Source organism: Pseudomonas sp. WOUb67 (genome assembly GCF_050058005.1).
Classification (GTDB): Bacteria; Pseudomonadota; Gammaproteobacteria; order Pseudomonadales; family Pseudomonadaceae; genus Aquipseudomonas; species Aquipseudomonas putida_R.
This window is the reverse complement of record NZ_CP170112.1, coordinates 3559955-3586778: the sequence shown is the minus strand read 5'-3', so window position 1 is coordinate 3586778 and position 26824 is coordinate 3559955. Positions and strand designations below refer to the sequence as shown.

Genomic DNA, 26824 nt, shown 5'->3' with positions numbered 1-26824 from the left:
GCCACCGGTGCGTGTCGATTCGACCTGAGCGTGCTCGACTAATGTGTGAATCCCCCAGCGTGGAGACAGCACCATGAGCACAAGCGAAAGCAGGCACCCGGTGGTTTCCCGTAGCCAGTGGCTGGCGGCCCGCCAGCAACTGTGGCTGCATGAAAAAGCCTTTACCCACCACCGCGACGCGCTGGCAGCAGCCCGCCGCGCCCTGCCCTGGGTCAAGGTCGAGCACGACTATCAGTTTCAGGGGCCGGACGGCGAACTGAGCCTGGCCGACCTGTTTGCGGGGCGCAGCCAGTTGTTGCTTTACCATTTCATGTTCGTCGAGGGCTGGAGCGAAGGCTGCCCCGGTTGCTCGTTCCTGGCCGACCATTTTGACGGTGCCAACCTGCACCTGGCGCACCATGACGTGTCGCTGGTGGCGGTATCCCGAGCGCCGTATGCCGAGTTCCAGGCGTTCCGTCGGCGCATGGGCTGGCAGTTCCCCTGGTACTCGTCACAGGGCAGCGGTTTCAACGAGGACTTTGGCGTCAGTGTCGGCAGCGAGGGTGAACGGCAGTACAACTATGAACCGTACGAGGGCAGTGAAAGCGAACTGCCCGGCTTGAGTGCGTTCTACCGCGAAGCGGATGGCAGCGTGTACCACACCTACTCAACCTATGCCCGTGGGCTGGACATACTGGTCAACACCTACAACTTCCTCGACATTGCGCCACTGGGGCGCAACGAATGCGGAACCATGGACTGGGTGCGGCACCATGACCGCTATGAAGGGCAGCCAGAGCAGCCACACTGCTGCCATAACTGATGCAAGCCAGCACAAGGCCCTGTGGGAGCGGGTTCACCCGCGAATCAGGCGACGCGGTGTCTGGCACCGGCTTCGCCGGTGTTCGCGGGTAAACCCGCTCCCACAATGACCGTGCCATGGGCCAGCAATCATTCAACCCATCAGATCAGCCGCGCGCACCCAGCATCCCGCGCTCGACGATGAAGTCGATCACCGCCTGCAACCCCTCACCCTTCTTCAGGTTGCTGAAAGTCCACGGCCGCTGCGGGCGCATGCGCTGGGTGTCGCGCTCCATCACTTCCAAAGAAGCCCCTACATACGGCGCCAGGTCGGTCTTGTTGATGACCAGGAAGTCCGACTTGGTAATGCCAGGGCCGCCCTTGCGCGGTATCTTCTCGCCTTCGGCCACGTCGATCACATAGATGGTCAGGTCGGCAAGCTCCGGGCTGAACGTGGCACTGAGGTTGTCACCGCCGCTTTCGACGAAGATCACCTCCAGGTTGCCAAACTTGCGCGCCAGCGCCTCGACGGCCGCCAGGTTCATCGAGGCGTCTTCGCGAATCGCCGTATGCGGGCAGCCGCCGGTTTCCACGCCCACAATACGCTCCGGTTCAAGGGCGCCGGCCTCGGTGAGGATGCGCTGGTCTTCCTTGGTGTAGATGTCGTTGGTGACCACGGCGATCTGGTAGTGGTCGCGCATGGCCTTGCACAGCGCTTCCAGCAGTGCGGTCTTGCCAGAGCCGACCGGGCCGCCGACACCGACGCGCAGCGGTTGTTGATAGCTTTGCATGAAGGCAGTCCTCAGGAACGGAACAAACGGGTGTATTGGGTTTCGTGACGTGATGACGCAATGGCCAGCAATGGCAGGCCGCCACCGAGCTGGTCATCGCCCAGGGCCAGTGCCTGATCGAGGGCTGCGGGCAAGCCGGTGCTCAGCTCTCGAAGCAAGGTCTGGGCCGCCTGCTGGCCGAAAGGCACCAGCTTGACCCCGGCCATGACCGCGCCCTCCAGCCAGGCAAAGGCATAGCCAAGGGCCAGCTGGCGCAGCGGGATTGCCCAGTGCACAGCCAACCAGGCCATACCGCCCAGTTGGGTCAGTTCAAGGCTGGCGCGCCAGGCCGGGGCCTGGCCCAGTTGCCAGCCGTCAAGCAGCCGCGCAAACGCCGCGCCACGTTGCTGCTCTTCCAGGCGCAGCTCGGCGGTCTCGCGGTTGGCCAGCAGGAAGCGGCTCCAGTGGCCGAACGCCTCGGCGTTTTCGGCCTGGCAAGCGTGGTACAGGCGCGCCAGCACCGGCCAGTCGAGGCAGGCCAAGGTGTCGGCGACCTGCTCGCGCTGCCAGGCACTGAAACCGTCCGCGCCCTGTACCCAGCCCGCCTCCACCGCCCACTCCAGGCCTTGCGAGTAGGTAAAGCCGCCCACTGGCAGGCCGGGGCTGGCCAGTTGCAGCAGGCGCAGCAATGCCAGGTCGCTGTCCATCAACCGGCCAGCACCAGCGCGGCGCTGGCCAGCAAGCCACCACCAAAGGCCTTCTGCAGGCCACTGTGCCGGCGCAGCAGGCAACCGACCGCAAAGCCCGCCGCCAGCAGCAGGCCGCTGACCGCGACAAAGCCTGCGCTGAATTGCCAGAACGCACTTGGCGTGGCTTCTACGCCATGGGCCCAGCCATGGAACAGGGCGAACACCGGCATGGCCATGGCCAGCAGCAACTGGCGGCTCGGCAGCAGTACCGCCCCGGCAGCCACCAGCAGCGATAGGGCGATCAAGGTTTCCATGCCCATCACGTCGCCAAACAAGTGGCCACACACTGCCCCGCCAAACATCGCCGCCAGGGTTGCCAGGGGCAGCGTCAGGCTGCGCCCGGTCAATGCAGCGAGTACCCCGGTGCCCAGCAGCATCAGCAGGTGGTCAAGGCCGGTCAGCGGGTGCAGCAGGCCGTCCTGCAGCGGGTTGCTGTCATGGCCAGGGTGGGCGAAGGCAGGCAGGGCCAGCATCAGCAGAAACAGGGCGAACGTCTTTTTCATGGGTTGCTCCAGGGCAGTTCAGGAATGGGCAGGCAGGCGCACGAACGGGTGATCGTGGCCGTGGGCATGGCTGTGGCCGTGCGGTGCGCTCTGGTACGCCCCCGCTTCAGGCTCGAACGGTGCCTGTTCGGCTTCTACCGTCAGGCCCAGGCCACGCAGCATGTCGTCCAGCACATGGTCATGCTGGAAGCGCAACAGGCCAGGCTCGATTTGCAGGGGCACGTGGCGGTTACCCAGGTGATAGGCCGCGCGGGCCAGCAGGTGGGCATCAGCGCAGCGCACCGTCGACACGGCCTCGGGCGCCGCCAGTACGCGAATCAGCTGGCTGCCTTCGGCATCGGCTAGCAGTTCACCGCCACGCAACAGGTGGCCACGCTCGAGCATGAGCCCGGCTTCGCGCCCATCGTCCAGGGTCACCCGCAGGCGGCTCTTGATGCGGCTGTCCACGTCCAGGGTGACGGTGCCGCTTACGGCCAGCGTGCCGGGGTCGGTGATACGGCGGTTCAGGACAATCATGGGTGCTCCTTCAAAACAGGAAGTAACGCTGGGCCAGCGGCAGTTCGCTGGCGGGCTCGCAGACCAGCAATTCGCCATCGGCGCGCACCTGGTAGGTCTGCGCATCCACCTCGATCAGCGGCTGCAAGGTGTTGTGGACCATGTCGGGCTTGCGTACCCGGCGGCAACCGTTGACCACGCCAATCAGGCTGCGCAGGTTCAGCTCTTCGGCCAGGCCGCGGTCCATTGCCGCCTGGGGCAGGAAGGTCATGCGCGTGGCATGTCGCGCGGCACCGAGGGCGCCGAACATCGGCCGGTAGTGCACCGGTTGCGGCGTGGGGATGGAGCCGTTGATGTCGCCCATGGGCGCGGTGACGATCATGCCGCCTTTGATCACCAGGGCCGGCTTGACTGCGAAGAACGCCGGCGACCACAGCACCAGGTCGGCCAGCTTGCCCGGCTCTACCGAGCCCACTTCGTGGCCGATGCCGTGGGTCAGCGCCGGGTTGATGGTGTACTTGGCGATGTAACGCTTGACCCGGAAGTTGTCGCTGTAGGCCGTGTCTGGGGCCAAAGGCCCACGGCGCAGCTTCATCTGGTGGGCAACCTGCCAGGTGCGCAACACCACTTCGCCGACCCGGCCCATGGCCTGGGAGTCGGACGAGGTCATGGCAAAGGCGCCCATGTCGTGGAGGATGTCCTCGGCAGCAATGGTTTCGCGGCGGATGCGCGATTCGGCAAAGGCCACGTCCTCGGCGATGCTCGGGTCCAGGTGATGGCAGACCATGAGCATGTCCAGGTGCTCGTCCACGGTATTGACCGTGTACGGCAGGGTCGGGTTGGTCGAGGATGGCAGCACGTTGGCCTGCCCCGCGGCGCGGATGATGTCCGGCGCATGGCCACCGCCGGCACCTTCGGTGTGGAAGGTATGGATGGTGCGGTCACCGATGGCTGCCAGGGTGTCTTCGATGCAACCGGACTCGTTGAGGGTGTCGGTATGGATCGCCACCTGGATGTCCATTTCTTCGGCCACGCCCAGGCAACAGTCGATAGCCGCCGGGGTCGAGCCCCAGTCCTCATGCAGTTTGAGGCCCACAGCACCGGCTGCAATCTGTTCACGCAGCGCTTCTGGCCGCGAGGCATTGCCCTTGCCCAGCAGGCCGATGTTGATCGGCAGGCTGTCGGCAGCTTGCAGCATGCGCGCCAGGTACCAGGGGCCGGGCGTGCAGGTGGTGGCATTGGTGCCGGTGGCAGGCCCGGTGCCGCCGCCGATAAAGGTGGTGACGCCGCTGTTCAGGGCCTCATCCACCTGCTGCGGGCAGATGAAGTGGATATGCGAGTCGACACCGCCGGCGGTGACGATCTTGCCCTCGGCCGCGATCACTTCGGTGCCGGGGCCCACCGGTATGTTGACGCCCGGCTGCACATCCGGGTTGCCGGCCTTGCCGATCACCGCGATACGCCCGTGCTTGATGCCGATGTCGGCCTTGACGATACCCCAATGGTCGATGATCAGGGCGTTGGTCAGCACCAGGTCCATGGCCTCGGCGGCCAGCATCTGGCCCTGGCCCATGCCGTCGCGGATGACCTTGCCACCGCCAAACTTCACCTCTTCGCCATAGACGGTGTAGTCCTTCTCCACCTCTACCCACAACGCCGTATCAGCCAGCCGCACGCGGTCGCCCACAGTAGGCCCGAACATGTCGGCATAAGCCTGGCGGGAAATACGGCTCATACCCTGCCCTCCAGCGGGCCCATTACCTTGCCCTGGAAGCCATAGACTTCACGCTTGCCGGCGTAGGCCACCAGTTGCACGGTGCGCGCCTGGCCCGGCTCGAAACGCACGGCGGTACCAGCCGGGATATCCAGGCGAAAGCCCAGGGTTGGCGCACGGTCGAACACCAGCGCGTCGTTGACTTCGTAGAAGTGGTAGTGCGAGCCAACCTGTACCGGCCGGTCGCCGTGGTTGGCCACACTGACACTGACCGTTTCGCGGCCACTGTTCAGCTCGATATCGCCAGCGGCGACCTGGATTTCACCTGGGATCATGCGGGGCTCCTGAGCGGTTTCAGACGATAGGGTCATGCACGGTCACCAGCTTGGTGCCATCCGGGAAGGTCGCTTCGACCTGCACGTCGTGGAGCATTTCGGCAATGCCAGGCATCACCTGATCGCGGGTCAGCACCTCGCGGCCCTGGCTCATCAGCTCGGCAACGGTGCGGCCATCGCGGGCGCCTTCCAGCACGGCAGCACTGATCAGCGCCACGGCCTCCGGGTAGTTGAGCTTCAGGCCACGGGCCAGGCGCCGTTCTGCCAGCAATGCGGCGGTGAACAACAGCAGTTTGTCTTTCTCTCTCGGGGTCAGCTCCATGGCGCTCTCTCAGGTAGCCCAGATACGCGGTGGGCAGGCTGGCAGGCCAAGGACGGCCGGGCGCAGCACATGCCACAGGCGTTGCAGGGTGCGTTGCAGGTGTTGGTTGTCATGGTCAAGCACACGGATCACCAGCAACGACCCCAGCAGGGTCGCGCCGGCCGGGTTGGCCAGTTCGTCGAGCAGTGGGCGAACCTGCTCCAGCACCGCCTGGTCGGCGGGTGCCGCACAGAACGTAGCGAGCAGCGGGTGCCCGCCGAGCTTGTCCAGGCGCCCGCCTTCGATACGCAGGCGTTCATGCAGGCCGACTTCGTCGGCTAGTTCGATGTGCAAACGGCTGTCCAGAGCGCCCTGCTCGAAACGCTCGTTCATGACAGGGCGGCCCAGGCACAGGGTTTCCCAGGCCAGGAGCCGCGCCCCGGGTTCGAGGGTGAAACGGCTGTGCAGGCTGGCGCGGGCGCCGGAAAAGAAGATGCTGTCTTGCGGCAGCCATTCCAGGGTGCTGCCAGCGGCCAGCTGAAAGCGCTGGGTCAGCCGCGCGGTCGGGCCGATGCTGCGGTAGAACTTGCTGGCACCAGGCATGGTCAGCAGCGCATGGCTGCCGGGTTCCAGGTGGATATCCAGGTCAAGGCGGTCGCCGGCGACGATGCCACCCGGCGGGTGCAGGACATAGACATGGCACGGTGCTCCTTCCGGATAGAAGGGCCGCTGCACCAAAAGAGGTCCGAAATGCCGACGCGCACCAAGGCGGGTCACATCGTCGCGCCTGACAAAGCGCAACTGCAGGTGGGCGCTCCAGCCTGCATCGTCTTGTTGTTGTTCGATATGCTCCGCGAGCGACATCCTGCGGCCCCTGAAATCCGTGGCCTGCTGGCCGTTTAGAGGGTCTGGCGCGGGCAGCAGCTAGCACGCGCGGCCTGACCACTCGATCAAATTCGCAGGCTGGATATAGCAGGTTGCGGGCCAACTCCGCAGGTGAACTCAAATGAAACTTTCGCCGCGGCCGCTCTGGCATCGGGCATACGGCGGGAAGGCGCACAAAGCGGGGGCGTGGGTCGGCCCTGTTTCGGTGCCGGCAGCAGTGTAAGTGGGGCCGCAAAGCGGCCCCAAAATATCAGACCTCAATAATCGAAGCGGTCCACCGCACGCCGGCGTTCGTTGTCGTCACGCCGGTCATAGCTGGCTGTGGTCTGGATATTGGCATGGTGCGCCAGCTTCTGGGCAATCGACAGGTCATGCTCTTCGATCACCCGGGTAATGAACGCCCGGCGGAAGTCGTGCGGCATGATTTTCACCCCCACTTGCGCACCGCGCTGGCGGGCAATGTAGTAGATCGCATGCTTGGTGATACGCGCCCGGGTAATGTGGTTACCGCGGCGGATGCGGTTGAACAGGAACAGGTCGTCTTCGGCCCCTGCCGGCAGGTCCTGACGGCGCAAGTCCAGCCACGCCTGCAGCTTCTCGAACGCCCATGGCGGTGCGTACTTGATCAACTGGTGGTTGCCCTTGCCTACCACCTGCAGGCTGCGCGCCTCGAAATCGACCTGGGCCAGGTCGATGTCCACCGACTCCGACTTGCGCATCCCGGTACCGTACAGCAAGGCGATGATCGCCGCATCGCGTACCCCCTGCGGCCGCGGGTCGGACGCGCACACATCCATCAGCTCGCGAATCAGGCTGCGGCGCAGGTTGCGCCCTGGCGGCAGGCGGCTGCCAGTGACCGGTTTGACCTCGCGAATGCGCAACAACTGCTCATGGTCGATCAGGCCCTGGCGCCAGGCCTCGTTCATCACCCCGCGAATGGCGTTGACGTACAGCGACGAGCTGTTGGGCGCATAACCGTCGGCACGCAGGGCCGACACCAGGGCGATCACGTGGCCGGGCTCGAGCCGATGCCAAGGCACGTCGACGAGATTGCAGTCGACAAAGCCCAGCCGGTCGGCGGCGTCCTGAAGGATGTAGCGCATGGTTTGCTGGCTGGATGGGGCCAGGCGGGCCATGTACTGCAGCAGCGGATTTTTCGAGAGATCGGACAAAATGTGAATCCTGTAGCGAAGCGGCGGCCGGCAGCGAACCGGGCAAACCCTCAAGCAAGTCAAAACGATATACAAACAAGTCCCAATGACCGCCAAGCGCGCATGTCATCAGGACCCTGAGTGCGCCATCACCTTGATATTCAAAGGCTTTGCGACTGGCACGGGGCGTGATCTTAACCCAATTCAAGCCTACCTAACGAACCGCGGATCGCCCATGCCAAGTGCAGCGCAACGCAGGGATTGCTAGACGATGGCTGCCGGCCACCATGTCGGAAACATCTGCTGCACGCGGGGTTCGGCGAAACGTTCGTCTATCAGCACCAGCACACCACGGTCCTGGTCACCACGGATAACCCGGCCCGCCGCCTGGATCACCTTACGCACGCCCGGGTAGAGATAGGCGTAGTCAAAACCCGCACCAAACTGCCGCCCCAGCCGCTGTTTGAACTGTTCGTTGACCGGGTTGACCTGCGGCAAACCCAAGGTGGCGACAAACGCGCCAACCAACCGCGTACCCGGCAAGTCCACCCCTTCGCCGAACGCGCCACCCAATACGGCAAAACCAACGCCGCGGCCGTCGGCGACAAAACGGTCAAGAAACCCTTGGCGGGCCGCCTCGTCCATCCCCGGCTCCTGGGCCCACAGGGGAATCTGCCCATGCCGCTCGGCCAGCAGCCCGGCCACTTGCTCCAGGTATTCGAAGCTGCTGAAGAACGCCAGGTAGTTGCCCGGCATGCGCGCGTACTGTTGGGCAATCAGCTCGACAATCGGCGCCAGGGAGGCGTGGCGCTGCTGGTAACGGGTGGACACCTGGCTGGCAATCCGTACTTCCAGCTGCTCTGCGCGAAACGGCGCAGCCACTTCCAGCCAGGCGGTATCGGCCGGCATGCCCAGCAGGTCGCTGTAGAAATGCCGCGGGCTCAACGTGGCGGAAAACAGCGTCACGCTGCGCGCTGCCTGCATGCGCGGGGCCAACAGGCGCGCCGGGGTGACATTGCGCAGGCACAGGGTAGCCAGCCGACGCTTGCGCGGGCCCTGACGCTGGCTGATGTCGAACAGGAAGTGCTCGTCGAACAGCTCGGCAACCCGGCTGAACTGCAAGGCCTGGAAGAAGAACTGCAACACCTGCGGGTCCATTTGCGCAGGCGTCTGGTTGATCTGTTCCTGAATCAGCCCGATGCACTGCTGCAGGGCGCGCAGCAGGCCTTCCGGCAGTAACTCGCTGGCTTGGTAAGGCGCGCGCTGTTCTTTATAGAGGGCGTTCCACTGCCGGTTAAGGCGGTCCAGCGCACTGACCAGCCCAGGCGGTTTGCTCTGGCGCAGGGCCAGCAGTTGCCCCTGGTCAAGGCTGGCGCTATACATGCCGCGCCCACGTTCGACCAGGTTATGCGCTTCGTCCACCAGTACTGCCACGCGCCACTGGTTGAGCTGGGTGAGGCTGAACAGCAAGGCATGCGCATCGAAGTAGTAGTTGTAGTCGGCGACCAGCACGTCGACCCAGCGCGCCATCTCCTGGCCCAGGTAGTACGGGCAAACCTGATGCGCCAAGGCCACTTCGCGCAGGTTGGCACGGTCAAGCAAAGGCAGTGCTGCCGCAGCCTCGCGCGCTGCCGGCAAACGGTCGTAAAAGCCGGCAGCCAGTGGGCAGGACTCACCATGACAGGCCTTGTCCGGGTACTCACAGGCCTTGTCGCGGGCGATCAACTCCAGGGTGCGCAAGCCAGGTTGCGGCGTCGCATCGGTGATCTGGCGCATGGCATCAAGGGCCAGCGCCCGGCCCGGGGTTTTGGCGGTAAGGAAGAACAGCTTGTCCAGCTGCTGCGGCACCATGGCTTTCAGTAGCGGGAACAAGGTACCGAGGGTCTTGCCAATGCCGGTGCTGGCCTGGGCCATCAGGCAACGCCCGGAACTGACCGCCTTGTACAAGGTTTCGGCCAACTGCCGTTGGCCCTGGCGAAACTGTGGATAGGGGAAGCTCAGCGCTTGAAGGCCTTGGTCACGTTCGGCCAGGCGCCGTTGCTGGAACTGGGCCCAGCCCAGAAAGCGCTGGCACTGGGTTTCGAAGAAGGCCTGCAACTCAGCAGCCGTGTAGTGCTCACTGAACAGCGTCTGGTGATCGCTGTCCACGTCCAGGTACACCAACGCCACCTCGATGGCCGGCAATTGCCGTGCCTGGCACATCAGCCAGCCATAGACCTTGGCTTGGGCCCAGTGCAACGCGCGGTGATTGGCCGGCTGACGCGCCAGATCACCACGGTGCGTCTTGATCTCTTCCAGGCGATTGCTGGCAGGGTCATAGCCGTCGGCGCGGCCCCGCACCTTGAGGGTTTCGAACTGGCCTTCAAGGGTGATTTCCGACTCGTAGCCCGCAGCACGCCGTGCCACTACCCGCTGATGCCCTTCGATGCCCTCCTGGGCGGTGGGCGACGGCGTGAAGCGCAGGTCCAGGTCGCCGACCTTGGCGCTGAACTCGCACAAGGCACGCACCGCCACGCTGTAGCTCAAGGCGTTTCGCTCCAGCGCACATGGCACACTGCAACGGGCAGGCCGTGTTGCCTGCAGAATTCCAGCCAGCGCAGCTGGTTGTCCTGCAGGCGGTCACCGGGCCCCTTGACCTCGACCATGCGGTAACGGCCCTGCTCGGGCCAGAACTGGATCAGGTCAGGCATGCCGGCGCGGTTGCTGCGAATGTCCTGCAACAAGCGCAGGAAGCACTGTTTCAGCTGGGCAGCCGGCAAGCAAGCCAAGGCCTGTTCCAGCAGTTCCTCGCTGAGCATGGACCAGAACACGAACGGCGATTGCAGGCCCTGTTTGCCCTTGTAGCACTCGAGAATCGCCTGACGATGGCTGCCATCGTCGAGCCGCCCGAGGCAGAGATCGAACAGCGCACTGCGCCGTTGCTGGAAGTCACTGTCGTGCAAGTCTTGTGGCGCGGCCTGGAACGGGTTGAAGAATGCGCCGGGCACCGGAGCGAAGATGGCCTCCCAGCACAACAGGCCAAACAGGCTGTTGAACAGCGTGTTCTCCACGTAATGCGCCTGGCCACCTTCTTGAGCCAGGTGTTGACGCACAGCTTCTTCCACACCCAGCGCAGCGTGCTCGCGGGGCAGTTCGAGCTCGATCAGCTCCAGCGGTGTGGCACGCTGGCGCCGCTGTGGCGGGCCGCCGAGCTTGCGCGCCAGGCGTGGCAGCATTCGTTCCAGCGCCTGCACTTCCAGGGCGTTAGCCGGTGCCGCAGCCAGCTGCTGCGCCAGCGCATGGGCCTGGGGCCACTGCTCAGTGCGCTCAAGCACCCGCACCTGGCGAATGCGCGCCTGGGCATGGTTGCACTGGCCATACACCGCCATGGCCTGATCCCACTCCCCCAGGCGCTCGCACTGCTGGCCCAGGGCGAACTGCAGGCGCGCATGGCGTCGGGCCAACCACGGGTTGTCACTGTGCAGGCCCTGCAGGGTACCCAGAATCGACACGGGTTCGTCGCCCTGCTCCAGGCGCTCGGCGCACTGGTGCAAGGCCATGGCCAGATCGACTTCGGCACGTTTCTGCAGGGCTCGCGAGCCCGCGCTGAATGGCACCTGCTCGTAGCGCAGCACACCGAGGTCGGCGAGGACGAAGTCGGACCAGTCCTGGTACAGGTTGCCGAAGAACAACAGGCGCATGCGGTCGCACAGGGGTTGCAGGCGCCACTGGAAGATGCGGACCTCGCTGTCGGGAAACCATTCGGCGAGTGACCGTGCTGCCAGTTCCAGGGGTTGCAACTGCGCCAGCAAGTCCTGCTTGGCGGCGCGGGGGCGGCTCAGTTGGCTGGCGAAGCAGCGGGCCAGTTCGTCCTTGCGTAGCAAGCCGAACAGCTGCTCCAGTTGCAGTTGCTCGGGTTCCTGCACCCAGCCGAGGGCCTGCAACGGCTGCAGCGCCAGCGTGGTGTCGCCGATTTCGGCGTAGTCGAGCCGGTCGCTGCGAAACAGCTCGCCCTTGCGCATGACCATGCGCACCATCAAGGCCTGGGCTGGCGCTTGCAGTAGGTTGAATGCACGGATGAAGGCCAGTTCTTGGTCATCGAGCAGGTCCTGGTAGCGCTGTTCGACCCACAGCACTACCTGGCGGAAGTTATGCAGGTAGTAGAACGGGTCGTCGACGGAATGGGCGATCACTGGCGGAGGTCAGGTTGCGGTAACAGGCACTGTTTATACATACAGACAACTGTGCCTGACAAGAGCCATGGGTCAGTTCGATGGCGCTTTGTGTAGGAGCGGCCTTGTGTCGCGATGGGCTGCACAGCAGCCCCAGGATCTTGAGAATAACGCCGATATCGCTGGGGCCGCTTTGCGGCCCTTCCGCGACACAAGGCCGCTCCTACAGGGGTTATGTGGCATCTCAAACTTACTTGATTGCTGGAACCATCCCCTCTTCTTCGACCTTGGCACTGCCAATCGGTGACTGGAGCAAAATGAAGTACGCCACCGCCGAGCACAACGCCACCACCGCACTGATCATGAACGCCGTGGTGAACGAGCCCGAGTACTGGATGCTGAAGCCGGTAGCAATCGGAGCCACGGAGCCGGCAATGTAGCCGCCGAAGTTCTGGATCGAGCCAAACGAGGCCACGCGTGGGCTGTCGACGATGGTGTTGACGATCATCCAGGCAGTGGCGCTGGCCATGTTGATGCTGAACAGTGCCAGGCACAGCAGGATGACGCAGCCGGTCAGGCCGGTGACGAACGACAGCGGCAAGGTGAACAGCGCCGCCAGCACCAGGCCGGTGATGACGCTGAACTTGCGGCTGCCCAGCACGGTCATGCCACGCTTCACCAGCCGGTCGCAGAAGCGCCCGGCAACGATCGTACCCGCCGCACCAAAGCCATAGGCCAGCGACACGACCCAGGCAGTCTTGTACAGGTCCAGGCCGTGTTCACGCTCGAAGTAGCCCGGCAACCAGGTCAGGTGCAGCCACAGCATGTAGATCACACCCATGAAACCCAACACCGCACCCCAGGTGCTGCGGTGCTTGAACAGGTCCAGCCAGCCGGCGAAGTACGAGGCCTTTGGCGTTTGCAGCGGGGCCACAGGCGCCTTGTGTTCAGCTGGCAGCGGCTTGCCTTCGGCCGCCAGTTCCGCCAGGTAACGCGCCTTGCTCTTGTAGAACGACAGCCAGCACACCGCCAGCACCATGCCGATCACGCCGGTAATGATGAACATGCCACGCCAGCCGAAGTTGACCATGAACAACGTCAGCAACGGCGGCGCCAGGCACGGGCCGAGGCAGGTCGATGACCAGACCACGCCGGTGGGCGTGCCGCGTTCATTGGCATCGAACCACTCCGACAGGGCCTTGGCCGCCGACGGGAACATGGGCGCCTCGCCAATGCCCAGCAGCACCCGCAGGCCCATGAAGCCGGCAAAGCTGTTGACCATGCCAAACGCCGCCTGGGCCACCGACCAGCCCAGCAGCGAGGCGCCGAGGGCGACCTTGCTGCCCAGGCGGTCGATGATCATACCCATTGGCAACTGGGCAAAGGCATAGGCAATGGAAAACGCCGACAACAGGATGCCCATCTGCGACGGGCTGATCATCATGTCTTTCTGGATGGAGGTGTTGGCGATCGACAGCGCACTACGGTCCAGGTAGTTGACGATGCCGATCAACAGCAGGAACACAACGGTGATGCGCTGGTACTTCTTCATAGGGTTCATGTGTCGACCTTTATTATTATTGTTGCCGCGCTGTCAGCGCTTTGGCGATCCATCGGTGTGCCTGCGCCCCTCCCTTGCGCAGCGTGTCGCTCAAGGCTGGCGTGCGGTAGCTGCAACCTCCAGCAGGCCACGCCGGCCGAGGTTGTCGATCAGCGCACGCAGGCCAAACGCCCACTGCGGTGCCTGGTCGCTGGTGGTCACGCGGTTGCACAGGGTACCCAGTTGCGGGTTGCTGATGGTCACCACATCACCCGGCTTGTGGGTGAAGCCATTGCCCGGCTGGTCACGGTCCTGCTTGGGGGCGAACAGGGTGCCAAGGAACAACACCATGCCGTCGGGGTACTGATGGTTTTCGTTGAGGGTTTGCTGCACCAGGTCTTGCGGGTCGCGGCTGATCTGGCGCATGGAGCTGCGGCCAGACAGGATGAAACCGTCCTCGCCTTCAACGCGTAGGTCCACTTCGGCGTTGCGCACATCGTCAAGGCCGAAGCTTTCGTCGAACAGCCGCAGCAGCGGGCCCAGTGCGGTGGAGGCATTGTTGTCCTTGGCCTTGGACAGCAGCAAGGCGCTACGCCCTTCGAAGTCGCGCAGGTTGACGTCGTTGCCGAGCATGGCGCCCTTGATGCTGCCATCGCTGGATACCGCCAGCACCACTTCCGGCTCCGGGTTGTTCCAGCTGGACTTGGGGTGGATGCCGATATCGGCACCGTGGCCAACTGCCGACAATGGCTGGGCCTTGGTGAACACTTCGGCATCCGGGCCGATGCCCACCTCCAAGTATTGCGACCACAAGCCCTGCTCCACCAGCACTTTGCGCAGCGCTTCGGCCTGGGCCGAGCCGGGCACGATCTGCGACAGGTCGGCGCCGATGCGGCTGGCCAGGGTGTCACGGATGGCATCGGCCTTGGCCGGGTCGCCCTTGGCCTGCTCTTCCACCACACGTTCCAGCAAGCTGGTGGCGAAGGTCACGCCAGCGGCCTTCACCGCCTGCAAGTCGATAGGCGCCAGCAGCCATGGCTGACGCGGATCGCGCCGGGCGGGGTCGCTGTTGTCCAGCAACACCGACAGCGCCACCAGCGGTTCGGCCAGCGGCAATGCGCGCAGGTAGGCCACCGGGTCGGCCACGTCCAGCAGTGCCGAGACAGTCGCCACGTGGGTGCTGATATCGTAGACGGCGCCGGCTTTTACCAGCACCACCGCCGGCCCCTGGTCCGCCAGCCACACCCGCCCTACCCAGCTGCCGCTGTCGAACACACTGGCATCCTGGCTCAGCGGCAGCGGTTGATTAGCGTTCGATCGATCAGTCATCTGTGTACCCTTACTGTGAATCATTGGGAAAGTGCCGGCAGTTGAAGTTCGCCGGCCAGGCGATCAAGGTCGGCCAGCAGCGGTGGCGAGAGGCTCACGCCCTGCTCCAGCGCCTGGCGGCGCAGGGCAAGGCCAGCCTGCCCAGGCAAGCGCACCGGGCGCGCGGGGTCGAGCGGGCGGCTGGCGAGTACCAGTCGGCCCAGGAAGCTGGTTTCAGCGGTGAACGCTTCCAGGCCGCCGAAGAAGCGGGGGTCGATGACCACGGCAGTGGCCGAGGCGCCCCACTGCTCAGGTGCATCCTTGCGCCCATGGCCGGCCAGGCCAGACGTCAGGGCTTCGACCAGCAGCGCCAAGGCAAAGCCTTTGTGGCCGAATGCCTGGCCGCCGAGGGGCAGGATGCTGCCTTGCGGGCGGGTAAAGAAATCGCCCGGGTCGTCGCTCAGCTGCCCATCGTTACTCACCAGTACCGGGTGCGGCAGGCGGCTGCCGGCATCGCGGCATTGGCCAACCAGCCCGAGGGTGATGGTCGACATGCTCACGTCCAGCAGGATCGGCTCGCCCTGGGTCGGGATACCGGCGGCAATCGGGTTGGGGGTGTAGATCGGGTCGATGCCACCGTGGGCGCAAACCAGCCCCACCGAGGGGTCCGACGAGTAGACCATGGCCACCAGGCCCTGGTCGGTATAGGGCTTGAGATAGGCGGCCAGGCAGCCAATGTGCGAAGCACGGCGCACCACCGCAATGCCGATACCCTGCGCAGTCGCACCTTTTGCCGCGCAGTCCAGGGCACGGCTGACGCAGTAAGGCCCCAGCAGGTAATGGCCATCGAACACGCTGGCGATGCCACTGTCCGACACCTGTTCCAGTGCCTGTGCACGGGCCTTGACCTTGCCTTCCTGCATGCCACCGATGTAGCGACTGACCAGGTTCAGGCCATGGGTACGGTGCCCGAGCAGTTCACCTTCGAGCAGTACCCGGGTCACCACCTGGGCGACTTCGCTATCGGCACCGGCTTTTTCGAACAGCTGCTCGACAAAGGTGGTGAGCGCTTGCACGGTGTAATGTGTGGCTTGAGTCATTGTTGTTATCTCGTAAGCGGGACGGGGGCGGTCAATCAGGTCACTGCGCCGATCTGCCAGGGCACGAACTCGTTCTGCCCATACCCGTGCTGTTCGCTTTTGCTGCGCTCCCCGGAAGCAATGCGCAGCATCTGCTCGAAGATGTAGGCGCCACGTTCTTCGATGCTGGTGGAGCCGTCGGCTATGCCGCCGCAATTGACGTCCATGTCCTCTTCCTGGTGTTCAAACACCCGGTTGTTGGTCGCCAGCTTGATCGACGGTGCCGGGGCACAGCCGTAAGCCGAACCACGGCCCGTGGTGAAGGCGATCAGGTTGGCCCCGCCGGCCACCTGGCCGGTGGCCGAGACCGGGTCGTAGCCGGGGGTGTCCATGAACACCAGGCCCTGGGCACGCACGGCTTCGGCGTACTGGTACACATCGACCAGGTTGCTGGAACCCGCCTTCGCCACTGCGCCCAAAGACTTTTCGAGGATGGTGGTCAGGCCCCCGGCCTTGTTGCCGGCCGAAGGGTTGTTGTTCAGTTCGGCGTTCATGCGCTGGCAGTAGTCTTCCCACCAGCGGATGCGCGCCACCAGCTTTTCGCCCACCTCACGGCTGACCGCGCGGCGGGTCAGCAAGTGCTCGGCGCCGTAGATTTCCGGGGTCTCGGACAAAATCGCAGTACCTCCGGCCGCCACCAGGCGGTCCACGGCGTTGCCCAGTGCCGGGTTGGCGGTAATGCCGGAGTAGCCATCGGAGCCGCCGCATTGCAGGCCGACCACCAGGTGCCTTGCACTGACCGGTTGGCGGTGGACGTGGTTGGCCTCGGCCAGCAGGCTTTTGACCTGCTCGATGCCGGCAGCAATGGTTTTCGACGTGCCGCCGATGCCCTGGATGGTGAAGGCACGCAGTTGCGCACTGGCTTCCAGGCCCTGGGTTTCCAGCAGGCTTTCGATCTGGTTGGTTTCGCAGCCCAGGCCGATGATCAGTACGGCAGCAAAGTTGGGGTGCACGGCATACCCGGCCAGGGTGCGCCGCAGCAAGCCAAGGGCTTCGCCGCTGGGGTCTACCGCGCAGCCGGCACCGTGGGTCAGGGCGACCACGCCGTCGATATTCGGGTAGTCGGCCAGCACCTCGGGATGGATGTCGCGGCGGAAATGGTCGGCCACCGCGCGGGCGACGGTCGCCGAGCAGTTCACCGAGGTGAGAATGCCGATGTAGTTCCGGGTCGCAACCCGCCCATCGGCGCGCACGATGCCGTGAAACTGCGCTTCGCTGCCTGGCTGGCTGCGGGTATCGACACCAAAGGCATAGTCACGGGCGAAATCACCCATCTGCACGTTGTGCACATGCACGTGGTCGCCGGCATCGATGGCCTGCGAAGCAAAACCGATAATCTGCCCGTAACGGCGCAGCGGCTGGCCCTGCTCCACGCGTTCGGTTGCGAGTTTGTGGCCCGAGGGGATCGGCTGGCGCACGGTAATCGCTTCGGCATCCAGATGCAGGCCTTGCGGCAAGGCCTGGCGGGCGATAAGCACGTTGTCCAGCGGGTTGAGGCGGATGACGGCAAGGTCACCGGACTTGGCAATCAGTTGCATGGGACCTCTCAGGGCGGTGCGGCGGGCTTCTTGTTATGGCTGTTGCCACTGTAAGAAGCCTTGCGCGGCATTCCCAATGAGATGATCCGATCGAATGATAACCAGTGGTTATCGAAGGATGTTATTGGGCGGTGATCCTTGATCGGCCGAAAGCCGCTACGCAGCTGTCCAGGCCTGCATAAACACTGTGGGAGCGGGTTCACCCGCGAACACCGGCGCAGCCGGTGCCATGCCCCGCGCCGCCTGCTTCGCGGGTAAACCCGCTCCCACAGGGACCGCGTGAACCATCAGATCTTGTCCAAGGCAGTAGCTGCCGTGCCTTCCTTTTGTCGTTGCCTGGCACCCTCCAGCAAAATCTCGACAAACGCCCGGGCCGAAGCGCTCAGCGGTTCATCCTTGCGGGTGACCACGCCATACTCCAGCGCGGGTACATGCAAGGGGCTTCGCAGCTCCTTGAACTGCCCGCTGGCCAACTGCGCGGCAACCATCGAGCGCGGCAACATGGCAATCATCGGCGCCGACTGCAGCAGTTGCAGGAACATCGGCATGGAGATGGTCTCGACGCTGTCGACGGGCGTGGCGATACCGGCCACCCGGAAGGCCTGCTCCAGGCGGTTGCGGATCGGTGTGCCCACCGGGTACAGCACCCACGGCCAGTCGCCCAGCGCCGACAGGGGCGGGCTTTCCAGCTGGTTGAGCGGGTGCTCGCTGTTGACCACCAGGCTGAACGGTTCGGGCTCCAGGGGCTGAAAATCGAACAACTGGCTGAAACGCTCTTCGGTGAAGCGGCCAATCATGATGTCGAGCTTGTTCTGCTCCAGCATGGTCAGCAGGTGATCACTGGAATGCTCCACCACTTCAATCGACAGCAGCGGGCTGCGCGCCTTGATCGCGGCGATGGCCTGCGGCAGTACCAGCGCAGTGGCGGCAAAGATGCCGCCGACGCGGATAAAACCGTGCCCGCCGTTGCGCAGGCGGTTGACCTGGTCGACGAATTGCTGCGACTCGGCCAACGCACCCTGGGCATAACGCACCACGTATTCACCCAGTTCTGTGGGCGGCATGCTGCGTGGCAGGCGCTCGAACAGGGCAAAGCCGAACTGCTCTTCGAGGTCGCGCAGCATCTTGCTCAGGGCCGGCTGGCTGAGGTTCATGCGCGTGGCGGTTGCGTGCATGTTGCGGGTGCGCGCCAGGGTGTCGATCAGCACCAGGTGCTTGTAGCGGATCCAGTTGCAAAAGCTGGAATGGGTCAGGTCCGGCGACATCGGCGGCAGGCCTCAGGCAAGTGAAAAGGGAGGGTTATTGCGCCCGCAGGTAGCGCAGCAAGGTATCCAGGGCAACCGAGTTGGGCCGCGAACGCAGGGTCAGCACGCCCAGGTTGGCCATGGTCAGCGGCAGCTCTACCGGCAGGATGGCAACCATCCCATAGCGGGCATAATGCTCGGCCACGTCATTGGGTACCACCGCAATCATTTCGGAGGCTTCGAGCATGGCGGTGGTGGCCAGGATCGAGGCGGTTTCAACAATATCCAGTGACTGCACCATACCCCCGGCCTGCAGCGCACTTTCGACGCGGCGGCGCATCGGGCTGCCGATCGGGTGCAGGATCCAGGTCAGGGCCACCAGGTCACTCAACTGCAACCCGACAGCCGCCGCCAGAGGGTGCCCGGCGCGGGCAATCACGCGCATCTGCTCACCGCCTTCGAACAGTTCGATGTTCAGGTCCTGGCTGTCGCTCTGGTCTGGCAGGCGGCCCACCACCATGTCGAAGTCGCCGCGCAGCAGCGCGGGCAGCAAGGTATCGCTGGTCCCCACTTCCAGCGAGATACGCACCTTGGGGTGGTCGCGTTTGTAGGCCAGTACCGCCTTGGTCAGCACGCCCGGCACCGGGCCCATGACGCTGCCCACCCGCACCAGGCCCAGGGCCCCGCGCGCCAGTTCGGCGATTTGCGCCTGGGCATGTTCGAACTCATGCAACGCGCTCTGTGCATAGCGGATCATCACCTCACCGTACAGCGTTGCTTGCATGCCCCGCGGCAAGCGCTCGAACAAACGTACGCCAAGGCGTTCCTCAAGCTGCTGCAGCAACAGGCTGGCTGCCGGTTGCGTGGTGTGCATCGCTGCGGCGGCGCGGCGCAGGTTGCCGAACTCGCCCAGCGCATTAAGCAGCGTGATCTGGCGACTGGAGATCTTCAGTGCGCCAAGGCTGGCAGGCGCCTGGGTGGGGTCGAGTGGCAAGCGAGACATATCGAATCCGGTATCGCTGATTAAGAATTGGCGATTATGCCTGTATCGCTCGACAACCTACAGTCAGGTCTCCCAGCGCTTGAGCAGAACAAGAGTCGACCATGAGCATACGTATTACCCACCTGAGCGTTCGCGACATTCGTTTTCCCACTTCGCTGTCGCTGGATGGCTCCGACGCCATGAACAGCGCCCCCGACTATTCGGCAGCCTACGTGGTACTGCACACCGACGCCGAGGGCCTTGAAGGCCACGGCCTGACGTTCACCATTGGCCGCGGCAACGAGATCTGCGCGGCGGCAGTGCAGTCGCTGGCACCGCTGATCGTCGGCCTCAGCCTCGAAGAGATCACCGCCGACATGGGTGGTTTCTGGCACCGCTTCACCGTTAGCGATAGCCAACTGCGCTGGCTGGGCCCGGAGAAAGGCGTGATCCACCTGGCTACCGCAGCCATCGTCAACGCGGTGTGGGACCTGTGGGCCAAGCACGAAGGCAAACCGGTGTGGAAGCTTCTGGCCGACATGACGCCCGAACAACTGGTGCGCTGCCTGGACTTCAGCTACGTCACAGACGTGCTCACCCCGGAGGAAGCCATCGCCCTGCTCCGTCGCCAGGCCCCAGGCAAGGCCCAGCGTGAGGCGCAGATGCTGCGCGAAGGCTACCCCGGCTATACCACTGCGCCAGGCTGGTTGGGTTACAGCGAAGAAAAAATGCGCAAACTGGCCCGCGAGGCCGTGGAAGACGGCTGGACCCACATCAAGCAGAAGATCGGTGCCGACCTGGAAGAAGACATCCGCCGTGCCAGCATCCTGCGCGACGAAATCGGCTGGGAACGCACCCTGATGATGGATGCCAACCAGGTGTGGAGCGTGGAAGAGTCGGTCGCCAACATGCGCCGCCTGGCCGCTTTCGAACCGCTGTGGATCGAAGAGCCGACCAGCCCGGACGATATCCTCGGCCACGCCACCATTCGCCAACGCATCGCGCCGATTGGTGTCGCCACCGGTGAACATTGCCACAACCGGGTCATGTTCAAGCAGATGTTCCAGGCCGGTGCGCTGGATTTCTGCCAGTTGGACGCCGCCCGCCTGGGCGGCCTCAACGAGGTGCTGATCGTGCTGCTGATGGCCGCCAAGTACGACGTGCCGGTGTGCCCGCACGGCGGCGGCGTCGGGCTGTGCGAATATGTGCAGAACATCGCCCTGTTCGACTACATCGCCGTGTCTGCCTCGCTGCACAACCGGGTACTGGAGTACGTCGACCACCTGCATGAGCACTTCATCGACCCGGTGGTGATCCGCCGTGGGCGTTACATGCCGCCGCAACGCCCGGGCTACAGCATCGAAATGCATGCCCAGACCCTGGAGCGCTACCAGTACCCCAACGGCGCGGTGTGGCTCGACATCAACCGTTCCTGAACAACAAGCCTGGGTGTGCCCCCACAGGGGGCACACCACCAGCACTTTTCACGGGGAAAAAAACAATGACAACCCTCACCAGCGCAGCGGCTTCGGCCCCTGCCGCCACCACCGAGCAACGCCTGAATGGCCTGCTGCTGCGCAAATTGATGCCACTGCTCATCGTCGTCTACGTGATGAGCTTTCTTGACCGCACCAACATCGCCCTGGCGAAGGCCAGCATGGGCATCGACCTGGGCTTGTCGGCAGCGGCCTATGGCCTGGGTGCCGGCCTGTTCTTCCTGACCTATGCGCTGGCCGAAGTGCCCAGCAACCTGATCATGCACCGGGTGGGCGCGCGCTTCTGGATCACCCGCATCATGATCACCTGGGGCCTGCTCTCGGCGGGCATGGCCTTCGTCCAGGGAGAAACGTCGTTCTACATCATGCGCCTGCTGCTGGGGGTGGCCGAAGCGGGCCTGTTCCCCGGGGTGATGCTGTACCTGACCTACTGGTTCGACCGCGAACAGCGCGCCCGCGCCACGGGTTACTTCCTGCTGGGCGTGTGCCTGGCCAACATCCTCAGCGGCCCGCTGGGCGGTGCCCTGCTGGAAATGGACGGCGTACTGGGCTGGCATGGCTGGCAGTGGCTGTTCGTGCTCGAAGGCTTGCCTGCCGTGGCCCTGGCCTATGTGGTGTGGAAAAAGCTGCCCGATGGCCCGGCTTCGGCGCCCTGGCTGTCGGCCGCCGACGCCCAGGACATCGAACGCCGCCTGGCTGCCGAACGGGCGGCCGCGCCACAGCAGAGCAAACTGGGGCAGATGTTCCGCGACCGGCAGATCTGGCTGGCGATCGCGGTGTACTTCGTGCACCAGATCACCATCTACACGGTGATTTTCTTCCTGCCGGGCATCATCGGCACTTACGCTGCGCTATCACCCTTCCAGATAGGCCTGCTGACTGCCGTGCCGTGGATTGCAGCTGCCATCGGTGCTGCCACCTTCCCGCGCCTGGCCACCTCGCCGCGCCGTTGCCGCACCCTGCTGTTCTGCGGCCTGCTGACCATGGCGACCGGGTTGCTGCTGGCGTCGCTGGCCAACACGTTCATCGGCCTGATCGGGTTTTCACTGACCGCCCTGATGCTCTTCGTGGTGCAGTCGATCCTGTTTGTCTTCCCGTCCAGCCGGCTGAGCGGCAACGCCCTGGCGGCAGGCCTGGCGTTTGTCACCACCTGCGGCCTGTTGGGTGGCTTCGTCGGGCCGTCGGTGATGGGCCTGATCGAGCAGGCCACCGGCAGCACCCGCAACGGCTTGTGGATCATTGCCGCAATGCTGGTGCTGGCAGCGTTGCTCAGCACCCGCTTGCGCCAGGGGCAAGAGCAGGCAAAGTCAGCGTGAAACGCCGGCAGGTCGCCCGCAGCGCGGCTCCAGTGCCTGCGCCAGGCGCTCCACCGCCTGTTGCAGGTCATCTGGCTGGTCACCCAGCCAGACCAGTGCCAGGTACTGCTGGTAACGCCCCTGCAAGCTGAACTGCCCGCCCGGCAGTGCATGCAAGGCGGAACCTGCCAGCGCCGCAACGATGCAATCCCACGCCAACGGTTGGCGAAAACGCACCCACAGCATTCGCCCACCCTGGGGCATCTGCATCACCACCTGCTGACCGAACTGCAACGCCAGCGCGCGCACCAGATATTGCGTACGCCTTTGCAGTTCGGTACGCAACTGTAGCAGGTGCATCTCGATCTGCCTTTTACCCAGCATCAGGGCAAGCGCTTGCAGGCGCAGTGGCGCAAGCCGAAAGGCGCGTTCGGCAAATGCGTTGGTCAGTGCCGCGTCATGGCTCAGCACATAGGCATAAGGTGCCTCGGCCCCGACTGCGGCCTCGAATGCCCCCACCACCAACAGCGCGCGAGGGTCGACCCAGTCGCGCAGGCGCGCGCGTGGCGGCCCGCTGTAACAGTGTTCACTGTCCAGGTCGTTTTCCAGCAACCATACAGGGTGCTGGCCCAGTAGCTGACCAAGCTGCTGCTGATAGTGCGGCGACACCAGCCGCCCTTGTGGCATGCCCAGGCAAGACGGCATGACCAGCATGCACACCGGTTCGGCGCCCAGTAACCGGGCCAAGGCCCGCAGGTTCGGGTTGCCGCGGCTATCTGCAGGTACTTCCAGCACCCGCATGCCGGCACGTGCCAAAGCGTGCAACACTTGCCAGCAACAGGGCGACTGCACCAGTACCGTTCCCCCCTGCAAGGCAAGGCCCGCGAGCACTGTATCCAGCAACGCTTGTACATCGGGGGCCAGTTGAACGTCCTCGGCACGCCAGTACTGGTTGGAAGAGCGGGTATAGGACTCAGCCACGGCATTGCGCAGACGGGTGTCGCCGAGTGTTTCCCACGGTGCAACACCGCTGGCGCGCTGACGGGCCAAGCGCCGCTCGTGGCCTAGCAGCATACGCTCCAGCAAGGGTTGCACCGGCAAAGGTGACTGCGGGTGCATGGGCGCTGCCGTTGCCGTGGCAGCGACCTGAGCGTAGTAGCCGGACCTTGGCAGACACTGGACGCGGCCCTCTTCCTCCAGCAGGTTATAGGCACTCTGCACAGTCGCCAATGACACCCGCAGCCGCCGGGACAGTGCACGCAGCGACGGCAACTTGCAGGGGCCACCAGCCGAGGCCTGCTGGATCAACGCCTCCAGGTAGCGATACACCTTGCGATAGGCGAATTCGCCGGGAACCGCTTGCCCCATCAAGGCAACGCCGCTGGGCCACGGCGGCGCCCCGACGACGGCCGTGGCAGCAACCTGAGGTGCACGTCGCGGCGGGCCAGGTGGCTCTGCAAGCGCCAGGCTGTCAGCGGCATGCGCCCTTCATAAATCGCCCGCAACTGCCCCAGCGGCAGGCCACTGGTATTCACCAGCCAGTCCCTCACCGCATCGGGGCACGGCTTGCCTTGCAAGGCCCGGTGCAGGTACGGCAGCGCTACCAGCATGTCGGCATGCCGGCACTGCAGAAAACGCTCCAGCTTCTTCCCCTGCCGGGCGAACGGGCTGAACAGCAGACACACCAGTTGGGTCTGGTTGATACCGTAGGCTTTACCCAGCGGCAGCGTGTGCACATCGTGAGGCTTACTGTCGCCTGACTGGTCTGCCAGCCGCAGCGCAGGGCGAGCAGCCGGCAGCTCAAGGCTGCGTGCACGCAGCTCGTGCAATTGTGCCGGCGCGTACGGGTCGACGAATGCCGACAATGGCCAGGCATCCTCGGCCGTTTCGAGTCCACCCCCCAACATGGCATCAAGTTGCTGCCCTTCAAGCAGCTGCGGCAGCAGGTCATCCATGGCAATCACCCGCAACGAAGCCTCCTCCGTGACGGCGCCCTGTGCCGGCTTCGCCAGGCTGCCCGGCGAGCCTTCGACAACGCCCTGCAACCGGCTCAACCCGTGGGCCAGCGCCGCCAGGCACTGATGCAACACATGCGGGCCGCGCTCCCCTGCCAGGCGCAGGCTACGCCGGGCCCAGGCCAGGTAGCGGCGCCGCTGGCGCACGGGGATGGCGGTGATCAGGACGTCGTCCGGGGCCGGTGCCTGCAGTGCACAACCCACGGCATCCGCCAGTTCAAGGTGCAGGCGGCTACCCAGCAAGGCTTCGGGCCTGGCATCGACCATGTGACCGAACATAAGCATGGCATTCCTCGCCAGCAGCCAACGTTCGGGCGCTGTCGAAGGCCGACGGCTGAAGGGCACCACTTCGCGCCCTTCGATCATCTGTAACTGAACCCGCGGGTCATCCTGCATGAAGAGGGCACTGAAACCGCGCTCGTGGCCTTCGAGCGTATCACTGGCGGCCACCGGCAGGCTGACCACCAGTACCCGCAACTGAAAGGTTACCGGCGCACGCAGGGCGATGCTCAGTTGCGCCGCACGCAGCATGGCCAGCAACCGCGCACTGCGGCAATCGCCCCCTTGCAGCACCAGCACGCGGAAGGTACCGATGCACTCGAGCCCACCTGCGGCAACCAGCAATCGCTGTATCAGCAATTGCAAAGATGCCCGCTGCGCCTGTGACATTTGACTCAGCAAGCGCTCGAGCACTTGCTGGTAGATATAATGCATTGCCTGATCGTGAATAGCCGTCACGAAATCACCTCATCAACTTCATGCAGCCAACGCGTGCTGAATCTTGTGTTCAAGTTTCAATACGCCCTGTGCTTACCCGGAAGAAATTTCCTACAATCAAATTGAAGTAATGACGTAACCCATCACTGTCGCCAGACCATCGAAAAAACAGCAATACCGCGACGGCCCGTCGCTACCACACACAGCTCATCCTCAGGCATAGCCATGCTCATTCCACGCTCCTTGCGCAAACTATCATGGCGCCATTATCGGGGGATGCAGAGCGAATAGAAGATACAGATCGAGGTAAAAAAACCATTCAGCAAGGTTGCAGAGACACACTGAACCTCTAGTTGGAAGCGTTCAAGGCTGAATAGTTGGCGGAATATTTCCACACAATCACGGGCCATTGCCTTATATGTAGTCCACGTCTGATTTCAATGTAGGAATGGTCTTTTTATTAGAGCTGAAATCATTCTGCTCCACACACAAAAAACCCGGGACTCTGCCCGGGTTTGTCGGCATTGCAAACAGCTGTCAGTGTTGCGCCATGTCCAGCACCACTCGCCCACCGCACGGGCATTGGTCCATGTAACGATGTGCCTCCACCACCTGCTCAAACGGGTACACCTTGATGATCTGCGGTGTCAGCAACTGGTCAGCGGTGAACTGGTTGATGTCGCGCAAGGCACGCTGCAACGCCACCTGGTCCTGGCTGATGCCAAGTTCCGGCTTACCGGTGAAGTTACCGATGCAATGCACGTAGAACTGAATGTTCTTCTGGAAGGCTGCACAGGCCGGGAACGGCGTCTGGTTACCGCCCTGCAGGCCATACAGCACCAGGCTGCCACGCGGCGCCAGCACATCGCCCAGCAGCGACATCTGCGGCCCGCCCATGCCGTCGAGGACCATGTCCACGCCGCGGCCATCGGTGTACTTGCCAACCTGCAGCAGCAGGTCCTGCTCTTCGGTGACAATCACCTTGTCGGCACCCAGGCCCAGCAGGTACTCACGCTGCTCCGGCTCTTTGGTAGCCGCGAACACCTTCAGCCCCAAGGCCTTGCCCAATTGCACGAAGGCGGGGCCGGCACAATGGCTGGCATCGGTCACCAGCGCGGTCTGCCCGGCCTTGGCACGGGCCAGGTCAACGTAGGCAAAATAGGCGATCAGCAACGGCGTGTAATGCACGCTGGCCTCGATCGGGGTAAGCACATCCGGGTAGCGGGTAATGGCCGTACGCGGCAGCACGATCACATCACCGTACACCGGGTGGTCATTGGCACTGGTGGCCGGGAAGCTGGCGACCCGGTCGCCCACCGCAATGTCCTCGACCCCTTCACCGACCGCAGTCACCACCCCGGCCATTTCGTGGCCGATGCCCGCCGGCAGGCGTGCCTGGGACGGCGCCAGGTTCTGGCGCCAAAGCACGTCATACCAGCTGACGCCAACCGCCTCGACGCGGATCTGTACCTCGTCGGCAGCGGGTGACGGTTCGGCCTGCTCCTCGCAACGGAGCACATCGGCAGCGCCGAACTTGTGGAAACGGATCATGCGGGACATCGCATACCTCGCCTTTGTGAACCTCTAATTACCACTGACTTTATCCGGGCTTTGACGGTTAGACCATCAGTGGTCATTAATAGTCGACATGCTTGTCATCGATTGGGCACCTGACTTTCCCTGCAATTGGTCCCCCTAAACCCGTGCAGGGTAACA

General features: G+C 64.1%; 23 protein-coding genes. 3 read left to right on the top strand and 20 right to left on the bottom strand.

From position 1 onward, the window contains the following. Nucleotides 1-73 precede the first annotated feature (73 nt). Nucleotides 74-802, top strand: coding sequence for a DUF899 domain-containing protein (locus ABOC32_RS16035; protein WP_426807914.1), 729 nt, complete (start codon nucleotides 74-76; stop codon nucleotides 800-802). 145 nt (nucleotides 803-947) lie between these two features. Here ABOC32_RS16035 and ureG read toward each other — a convergent pair whose 3' ends face one another. The 17 genes from ureG to ABOC32_RS15950 form a co-directional block, all read right to left on the bottom strand. Continuing rightward, nucleotides 948-1571 carry an urease accessory protein UreG gene (gene ureG, locus ABOC32_RS16030; RefSeq protein ID WP_325975869.1) on the bottom strand — a complete coding sequence of 208 codons (624 nt, stop codon included), beginning with the start codon at nucleotides 1569-1571 and terminating at the stop codon, nucleotides 948-950. A gap of 11 nt (nucleotides 1572-1582) precedes the next feature. Next, complete coding sequence (locus ABOC32_RS16025; protein WP_426807913.1) at nucleotides 1583-2257, bottom strand: urease accessory protein UreF; 675 nt, start codon at nucleotides 2255-2257, stop codon at nucleotides 1583-1585. Further along, a complete protein-coding gene (locus ABOC32_RS16020; RefSeq protein ID WP_426807912.1) occupies nucleotides 2257-2802 on the bottom strand; it encodes a HupE/UreJ family protein in 546 nt (181 codons plus the stop codon). The genes ABOC32_RS16025 and ABOC32_RS16020 overlap by 1 nt, the downstream gene beginning before the upstream one ends. An 18-nt stretch (nucleotides 2803-2820) precedes the next feature. Further along, the gene (gene ureE, locus ABOC32_RS16015; RefSeq protein ID WP_086979837.1) at nucleotides 2821-3318 is read right to left on the bottom strand and encodes an urease accessory protein UreE; all 498 of its coding nucleotides are present in this window, start codon (nucleotides 3316-3318) and stop codon (nucleotides 2821-2823) included. A 10-nt stretch (nucleotides 3319-3328) separates the two neighbouring features. Further along, complete coding sequence (ureC, locus tag ABOC32_RS16010; protein WP_426807911.1) at nucleotides 3329-5032, bottom strand: urease subunit alpha; 1704 nt, start codon at nucleotides 5030-5032, stop codon at nucleotides 3329-3331. Next, nucleotides 5029-5346, bottom strand: a complete 318-nt coding sequence (locus ABOC32_RS16005) for an urease subunit beta (RefSeq protein WP_063423948.1) — start codon at nucleotides 5344-5346, stop codon at nucleotides 5029-5031. Before ABOC32_RS16005 ends, ureC begins: the two co-directional genes overlap by 4 nt. A gap of 19 nt (nucleotides 5347-5365) precedes the next feature. Next, the gene (locus ABOC32_RS16000; protein ID WP_234225177.1) at nucleotides 5366-5668 is read right to left on the bottom strand and encodes an urease subunit gamma; all 303 of its coding nucleotides are present in this window, start codon (nucleotides 5666-5668) and stop codon (nucleotides 5366-5368) included. Between the two features lie 9 nt (nucleotides 5669-5677). Next, nucleotides 5678-6511 (bottom strand): urease accessory protein UreD, encoded by an 834-nt coding sequence (locus tag ABOC32_RS15995; protein ID WP_426807910.1) that lies wholly within the window; start codon nucleotides 6509-6511, stop codon nucleotides 5678-5680. A 278-nt stretch (nucleotides 6512-6789) separates the two neighbouring features. Further along, complete coding sequence (locus ABOC32_RS15990; protein WP_426807909.1) at nucleotides 6790-7704, bottom strand: site-specific integrase; 915 nt, start codon at nucleotides 7702-7704, stop codon at nucleotides 6790-6792. Nucleotides 7705-7947: 243 nt separating this feature from the next. Continuing rightward, nucleotides 7948-10209, bottom strand: a complete 2262-nt coding sequence (locus tag ABOC32_RS15985; protein ID WP_426807908.1) for a helicase C-terminal domain-containing protein — start codon at nucleotides 10207-10209, stop codon at nucleotides 7948-7950. Beyond that, entirely contained in the window at nucleotides 10206-11855 is a 1650-nt protein-coding gene (locus ABOC32_RS15980; RefSeq protein ID WP_426807907.1) for a VRR-NUC domain-containing protein, read from the bottom strand. Before ABOC32_RS15980 ends, ABOC32_RS15985 begins: the two co-directional genes overlap by 4 nt. 229 nt (nucleotides 11856-12084) lie before the next feature. Beyond that, nucleotides 12085-13386 (bottom strand): MFS transporter, encoded by a 1302-nt coding sequence (locus ABOC32_RS15975; protein WP_426811614.1) that lies wholly within the window; start codon nucleotides 13384-13386, stop codon nucleotides 12085-12087. Nucleotides 13387-13485: 99 nt separating this feature from the next. Further along, the gene (locus ABOC32_RS15970; RefSeq protein ID WP_426807906.1) at nucleotides 13486-14703 is read right to left on the bottom strand and encodes a fumarylacetoacetate hydrolase family protein; all 1218 of its coding nucleotides are present in this window, start codon (nucleotides 14701-14703) and stop codon (nucleotides 13486-13488) included. Nucleotides 14704-14723: 20 nt separating this feature from the next. Beyond that, on the bottom strand, nucleotides 14724-15782 hold the full coding sequence (locus tag ABOC32_RS15965; protein ID WP_426807905.1) for an Ldh family oxidoreductase: 1059 nt from the start codon (nucleotides 15780-15782) through the stop codon (nucleotides 14724-14726). A gap of 35 nt (nucleotides 15783-15817) precedes the next feature. Then, nucleotides 15818-17359 (bottom strand): UxaA family hydrolase, encoded by a 1542-nt coding sequence (locus ABOC32_RS15960; RefSeq protein ID WP_426807904.1) that lies wholly within the window; start codon nucleotides 17357-17359, stop codon nucleotides 15818-15820. 287 nt (nucleotides 17360-17646) lie between these two features. After that, nucleotides 17647-18624 (bottom strand): LysR family transcriptional regulator, encoded by a 978-nt coding sequence (locus ABOC32_RS15955; protein ID WP_426807903.1) that lies wholly within the window; start codon nucleotides 18622-18624, stop codon nucleotides 17647-17649. A gap of 34 nt (nucleotides 18625-18658) precedes the next feature. Further along, the gene (locus tag ABOC32_RS15950) at nucleotides 18659-19606 is read right to left on the bottom strand and encodes a LysR family transcriptional regulator (protein WP_426807902.1); all 948 of its coding nucleotides are present in this window, start codon (nucleotides 19604-19606) and stop codon (nucleotides 18659-18661) included. Nucleotides 19607-19707: 101 nt separating this feature from the next. Between ABOC32_RS15950 and ABOC32_RS15945 the strand changes: the two genes are divergently transcribed. Beyond that, a complete protein-coding gene (locus tag ABOC32_RS15945; protein WP_426807901.1) occupies nucleotides 19708-21021 on the top strand; it encodes an L-fuconate dehydratase in 1314 nt (437 codons plus the stop codon). Nucleotides 21022-21086: 65 nt separating this feature from the next. Further along, nucleotides 21087-22397: an MFS transporter gene (locus ABOC32_RS15940; protein WP_426807900.1), complete on the top strand. Its 1311-nt coding sequence runs from the start codon at nucleotides 21087-21089 to the stop codon at nucleotides 22395-22397. Here the strand turns inward: ABOC32_RS15940 and ABOC32_RS15935 are convergent. The 3 genes from ABOC32_RS15935 to ABOC32_RS15925 form a co-directional block, all read right to left on the bottom strand. Then, the gene (locus ABOC32_RS15935; protein ID WP_426807899.1) at nucleotides 22389-23744 is read right to left on the bottom strand and encodes an aminotransferase class I/II-fold pyridoxal phosphate-dependent enzyme; all 1356 of its coding nucleotides are present in this window, start codon (nucleotides 23742-23744) and stop codon (nucleotides 22389-22391) included. The two genes, ABOC32_RS15940 and ABOC32_RS15935, sit on opposite strands and share 9 nt — an antisense overlap. Next, nucleotides 23744-25129, bottom strand: coding sequence for a hypothetical protein (locus ABOC32_RS15930; RefSeq protein WP_426807898.1), 1386 nt, complete (start codon nucleotides 25127-25129; stop codon nucleotides 23744-23746). The genes ABOC32_RS15935 and ABOC32_RS15930 overlap by 1 nt, the downstream gene beginning before the upstream one ends. A 516-nt stretch (nucleotides 25130-25645) precedes the next feature. Next, complete coding sequence (locus ABOC32_RS15925) at nucleotides 25646-26668, bottom strand: zinc-dependent alcohol dehydrogenase family protein (RefSeq protein WP_086979868.1); 1023 nt, start codon at nucleotides 26666-26668, stop codon at nucleotides 25646-25648. Between the last annotated feature and the right edge of the window lie 156 nt (nucleotides 26669-26824).

What these genes read in the sequence shown, in the direction of transcription:
- ABOC32_RS15940 (WP_426807900.1), top strand. Translation starts at nt 21,087, where the DNA reads ATGACAACCCTCACCAGCGCAGCGGCTTCGGCCCCTGCCGCCACCACC.
- ABOC32_RS16035 (WP_426807914.1), top strand. Translation starts at nt 74, where the DNA reads ATGAGCACAAGCGAAAGCAGGCACCCGGTGGTTTCCCGTAGCCAGTGG.
- ABOC32_RS15995 (WP_426807910.1), bottom strand. Translation starts at nt 6,511, where the DNA reads ATGTCGCTCGCGGAGCATATCGAACAACAACAAGACGATGCAGGCTGG.
- ABOC32_RS15960 (WP_426807904.1), bottom strand. Translation starts at nt 17,359, where the DNA reads ATGCAACTGATTGCCAAGTCCGGTGACCTTGCCGTCATCCGCCTCAAC.
- ureE (WP_086979837.1), bottom strand. Translation starts at nt 3,318, where the DNA reads ATGATTGTCCTGAACCGCCGTATCACCGACCCCGGCACGCTGGCCGTA.
- ABOC32_RS16000 (WP_234225177.1), bottom strand. Translation starts at nt 5,668, where the DNA reads ATGGAGCTGACCCCGAGAGAGAAAGACAAACTGCTGTTGTTCACCGCC.
- ABOC32_RS15975 (WP_426811614.1), bottom strand. Translation starts at nt 13,386, where the DNA reads ATGAAGAAGTACCAGCGCATCACCGTTGTGTTCCTGCTGTTGATCGGC.
- ureG (WP_325975869.1), bottom strand. Translation starts at nt 1,571, where the DNA reads ATGCAAAGCTATCAACAACCGCTGCGCGTCGGTGTCGGCGGCCCGGTC.
- ABOC32_RS15945 (WP_426807901.1), top strand. Translation starts at nt 19,708, where the DNA reads ATGAGCATACGTATTACCCACCTGAGCGTTCGCGACATTCGTTTTCCC.
- ABOC32_RS16020 (WP_426807912.1), bottom strand. Translation starts at nt 2,802, where the DNA reads ATGAAAAAGACGTTCGCCCTGTTTCTGCTGATGCTGGCCCTGCCTGCC.
- ABOC32_RS15955 (WP_426807903.1), bottom strand. Translation starts at nt 18,624, where the DNA reads ATGTCGCCGGACCTGACCCATTCCAGCTTTTGCAACTGGATCCGCTAC.
- ABOC32_RS16005 (WP_063423948.1), bottom strand. Translation starts at nt 5,346, where the DNA reads ATGATCCCAGGTGAAATCCAGGTCGCCGCTGGCGATATCGAGCTGAAC.
- ABOC32_RS15925 (WP_086979868.1), bottom strand. Translation starts at nt 26,668, where the DNA reads ATGTCCCGCATGATCCGTTTCCACAAGTTCGGCGCTGCCGATGTGCTC.
- ureC (WP_426807911.1), bottom strand. Translation starts at nt 5,032, where the DNA reads ATGAGCCGTATTTCCCGCCAGGCTTATGCCGACATGTTCGGGCCTACT.
- ABOC32_RS15970 (WP_426807906.1), bottom strand. Translation starts at nt 14,703, where the DNA reads ATGACTGATCGATCGAACGCTAATCAACCGCTGCCGCTGAGCCAGGAT.
- ABOC32_RS16025 (WP_426807913.1), bottom strand. Translation starts at nt 2,257, where the DNA reads ATGGACAGCGACCTGGCATTGCTGCGCCTGCTGCAACTGGCCAGCCCC.
- ABOC32_RS15950 (WP_426807902.1), bottom strand. Translation starts at nt 19,606, where the DNA reads ATGTCTCGCTTGCCACTCGACCCCACCCAGGCGCCTGCCAGCCTTGGC.
- ABOC32_RS15935 (WP_426807899.1), bottom strand. Translation starts at nt 23,744, where the DNA reads ATGGGGCAAGCGGTTCCCGGCGAATTCGCCTATCGCAAGGTGTATCGC.
- ABOC32_RS15965 (WP_426807905.1), bottom strand. Translation starts at nt 15,782, where the DNA reads ATGACTCAAGCCACACATTACACCGTGCAAGCGCTCACCACCTTTGTC.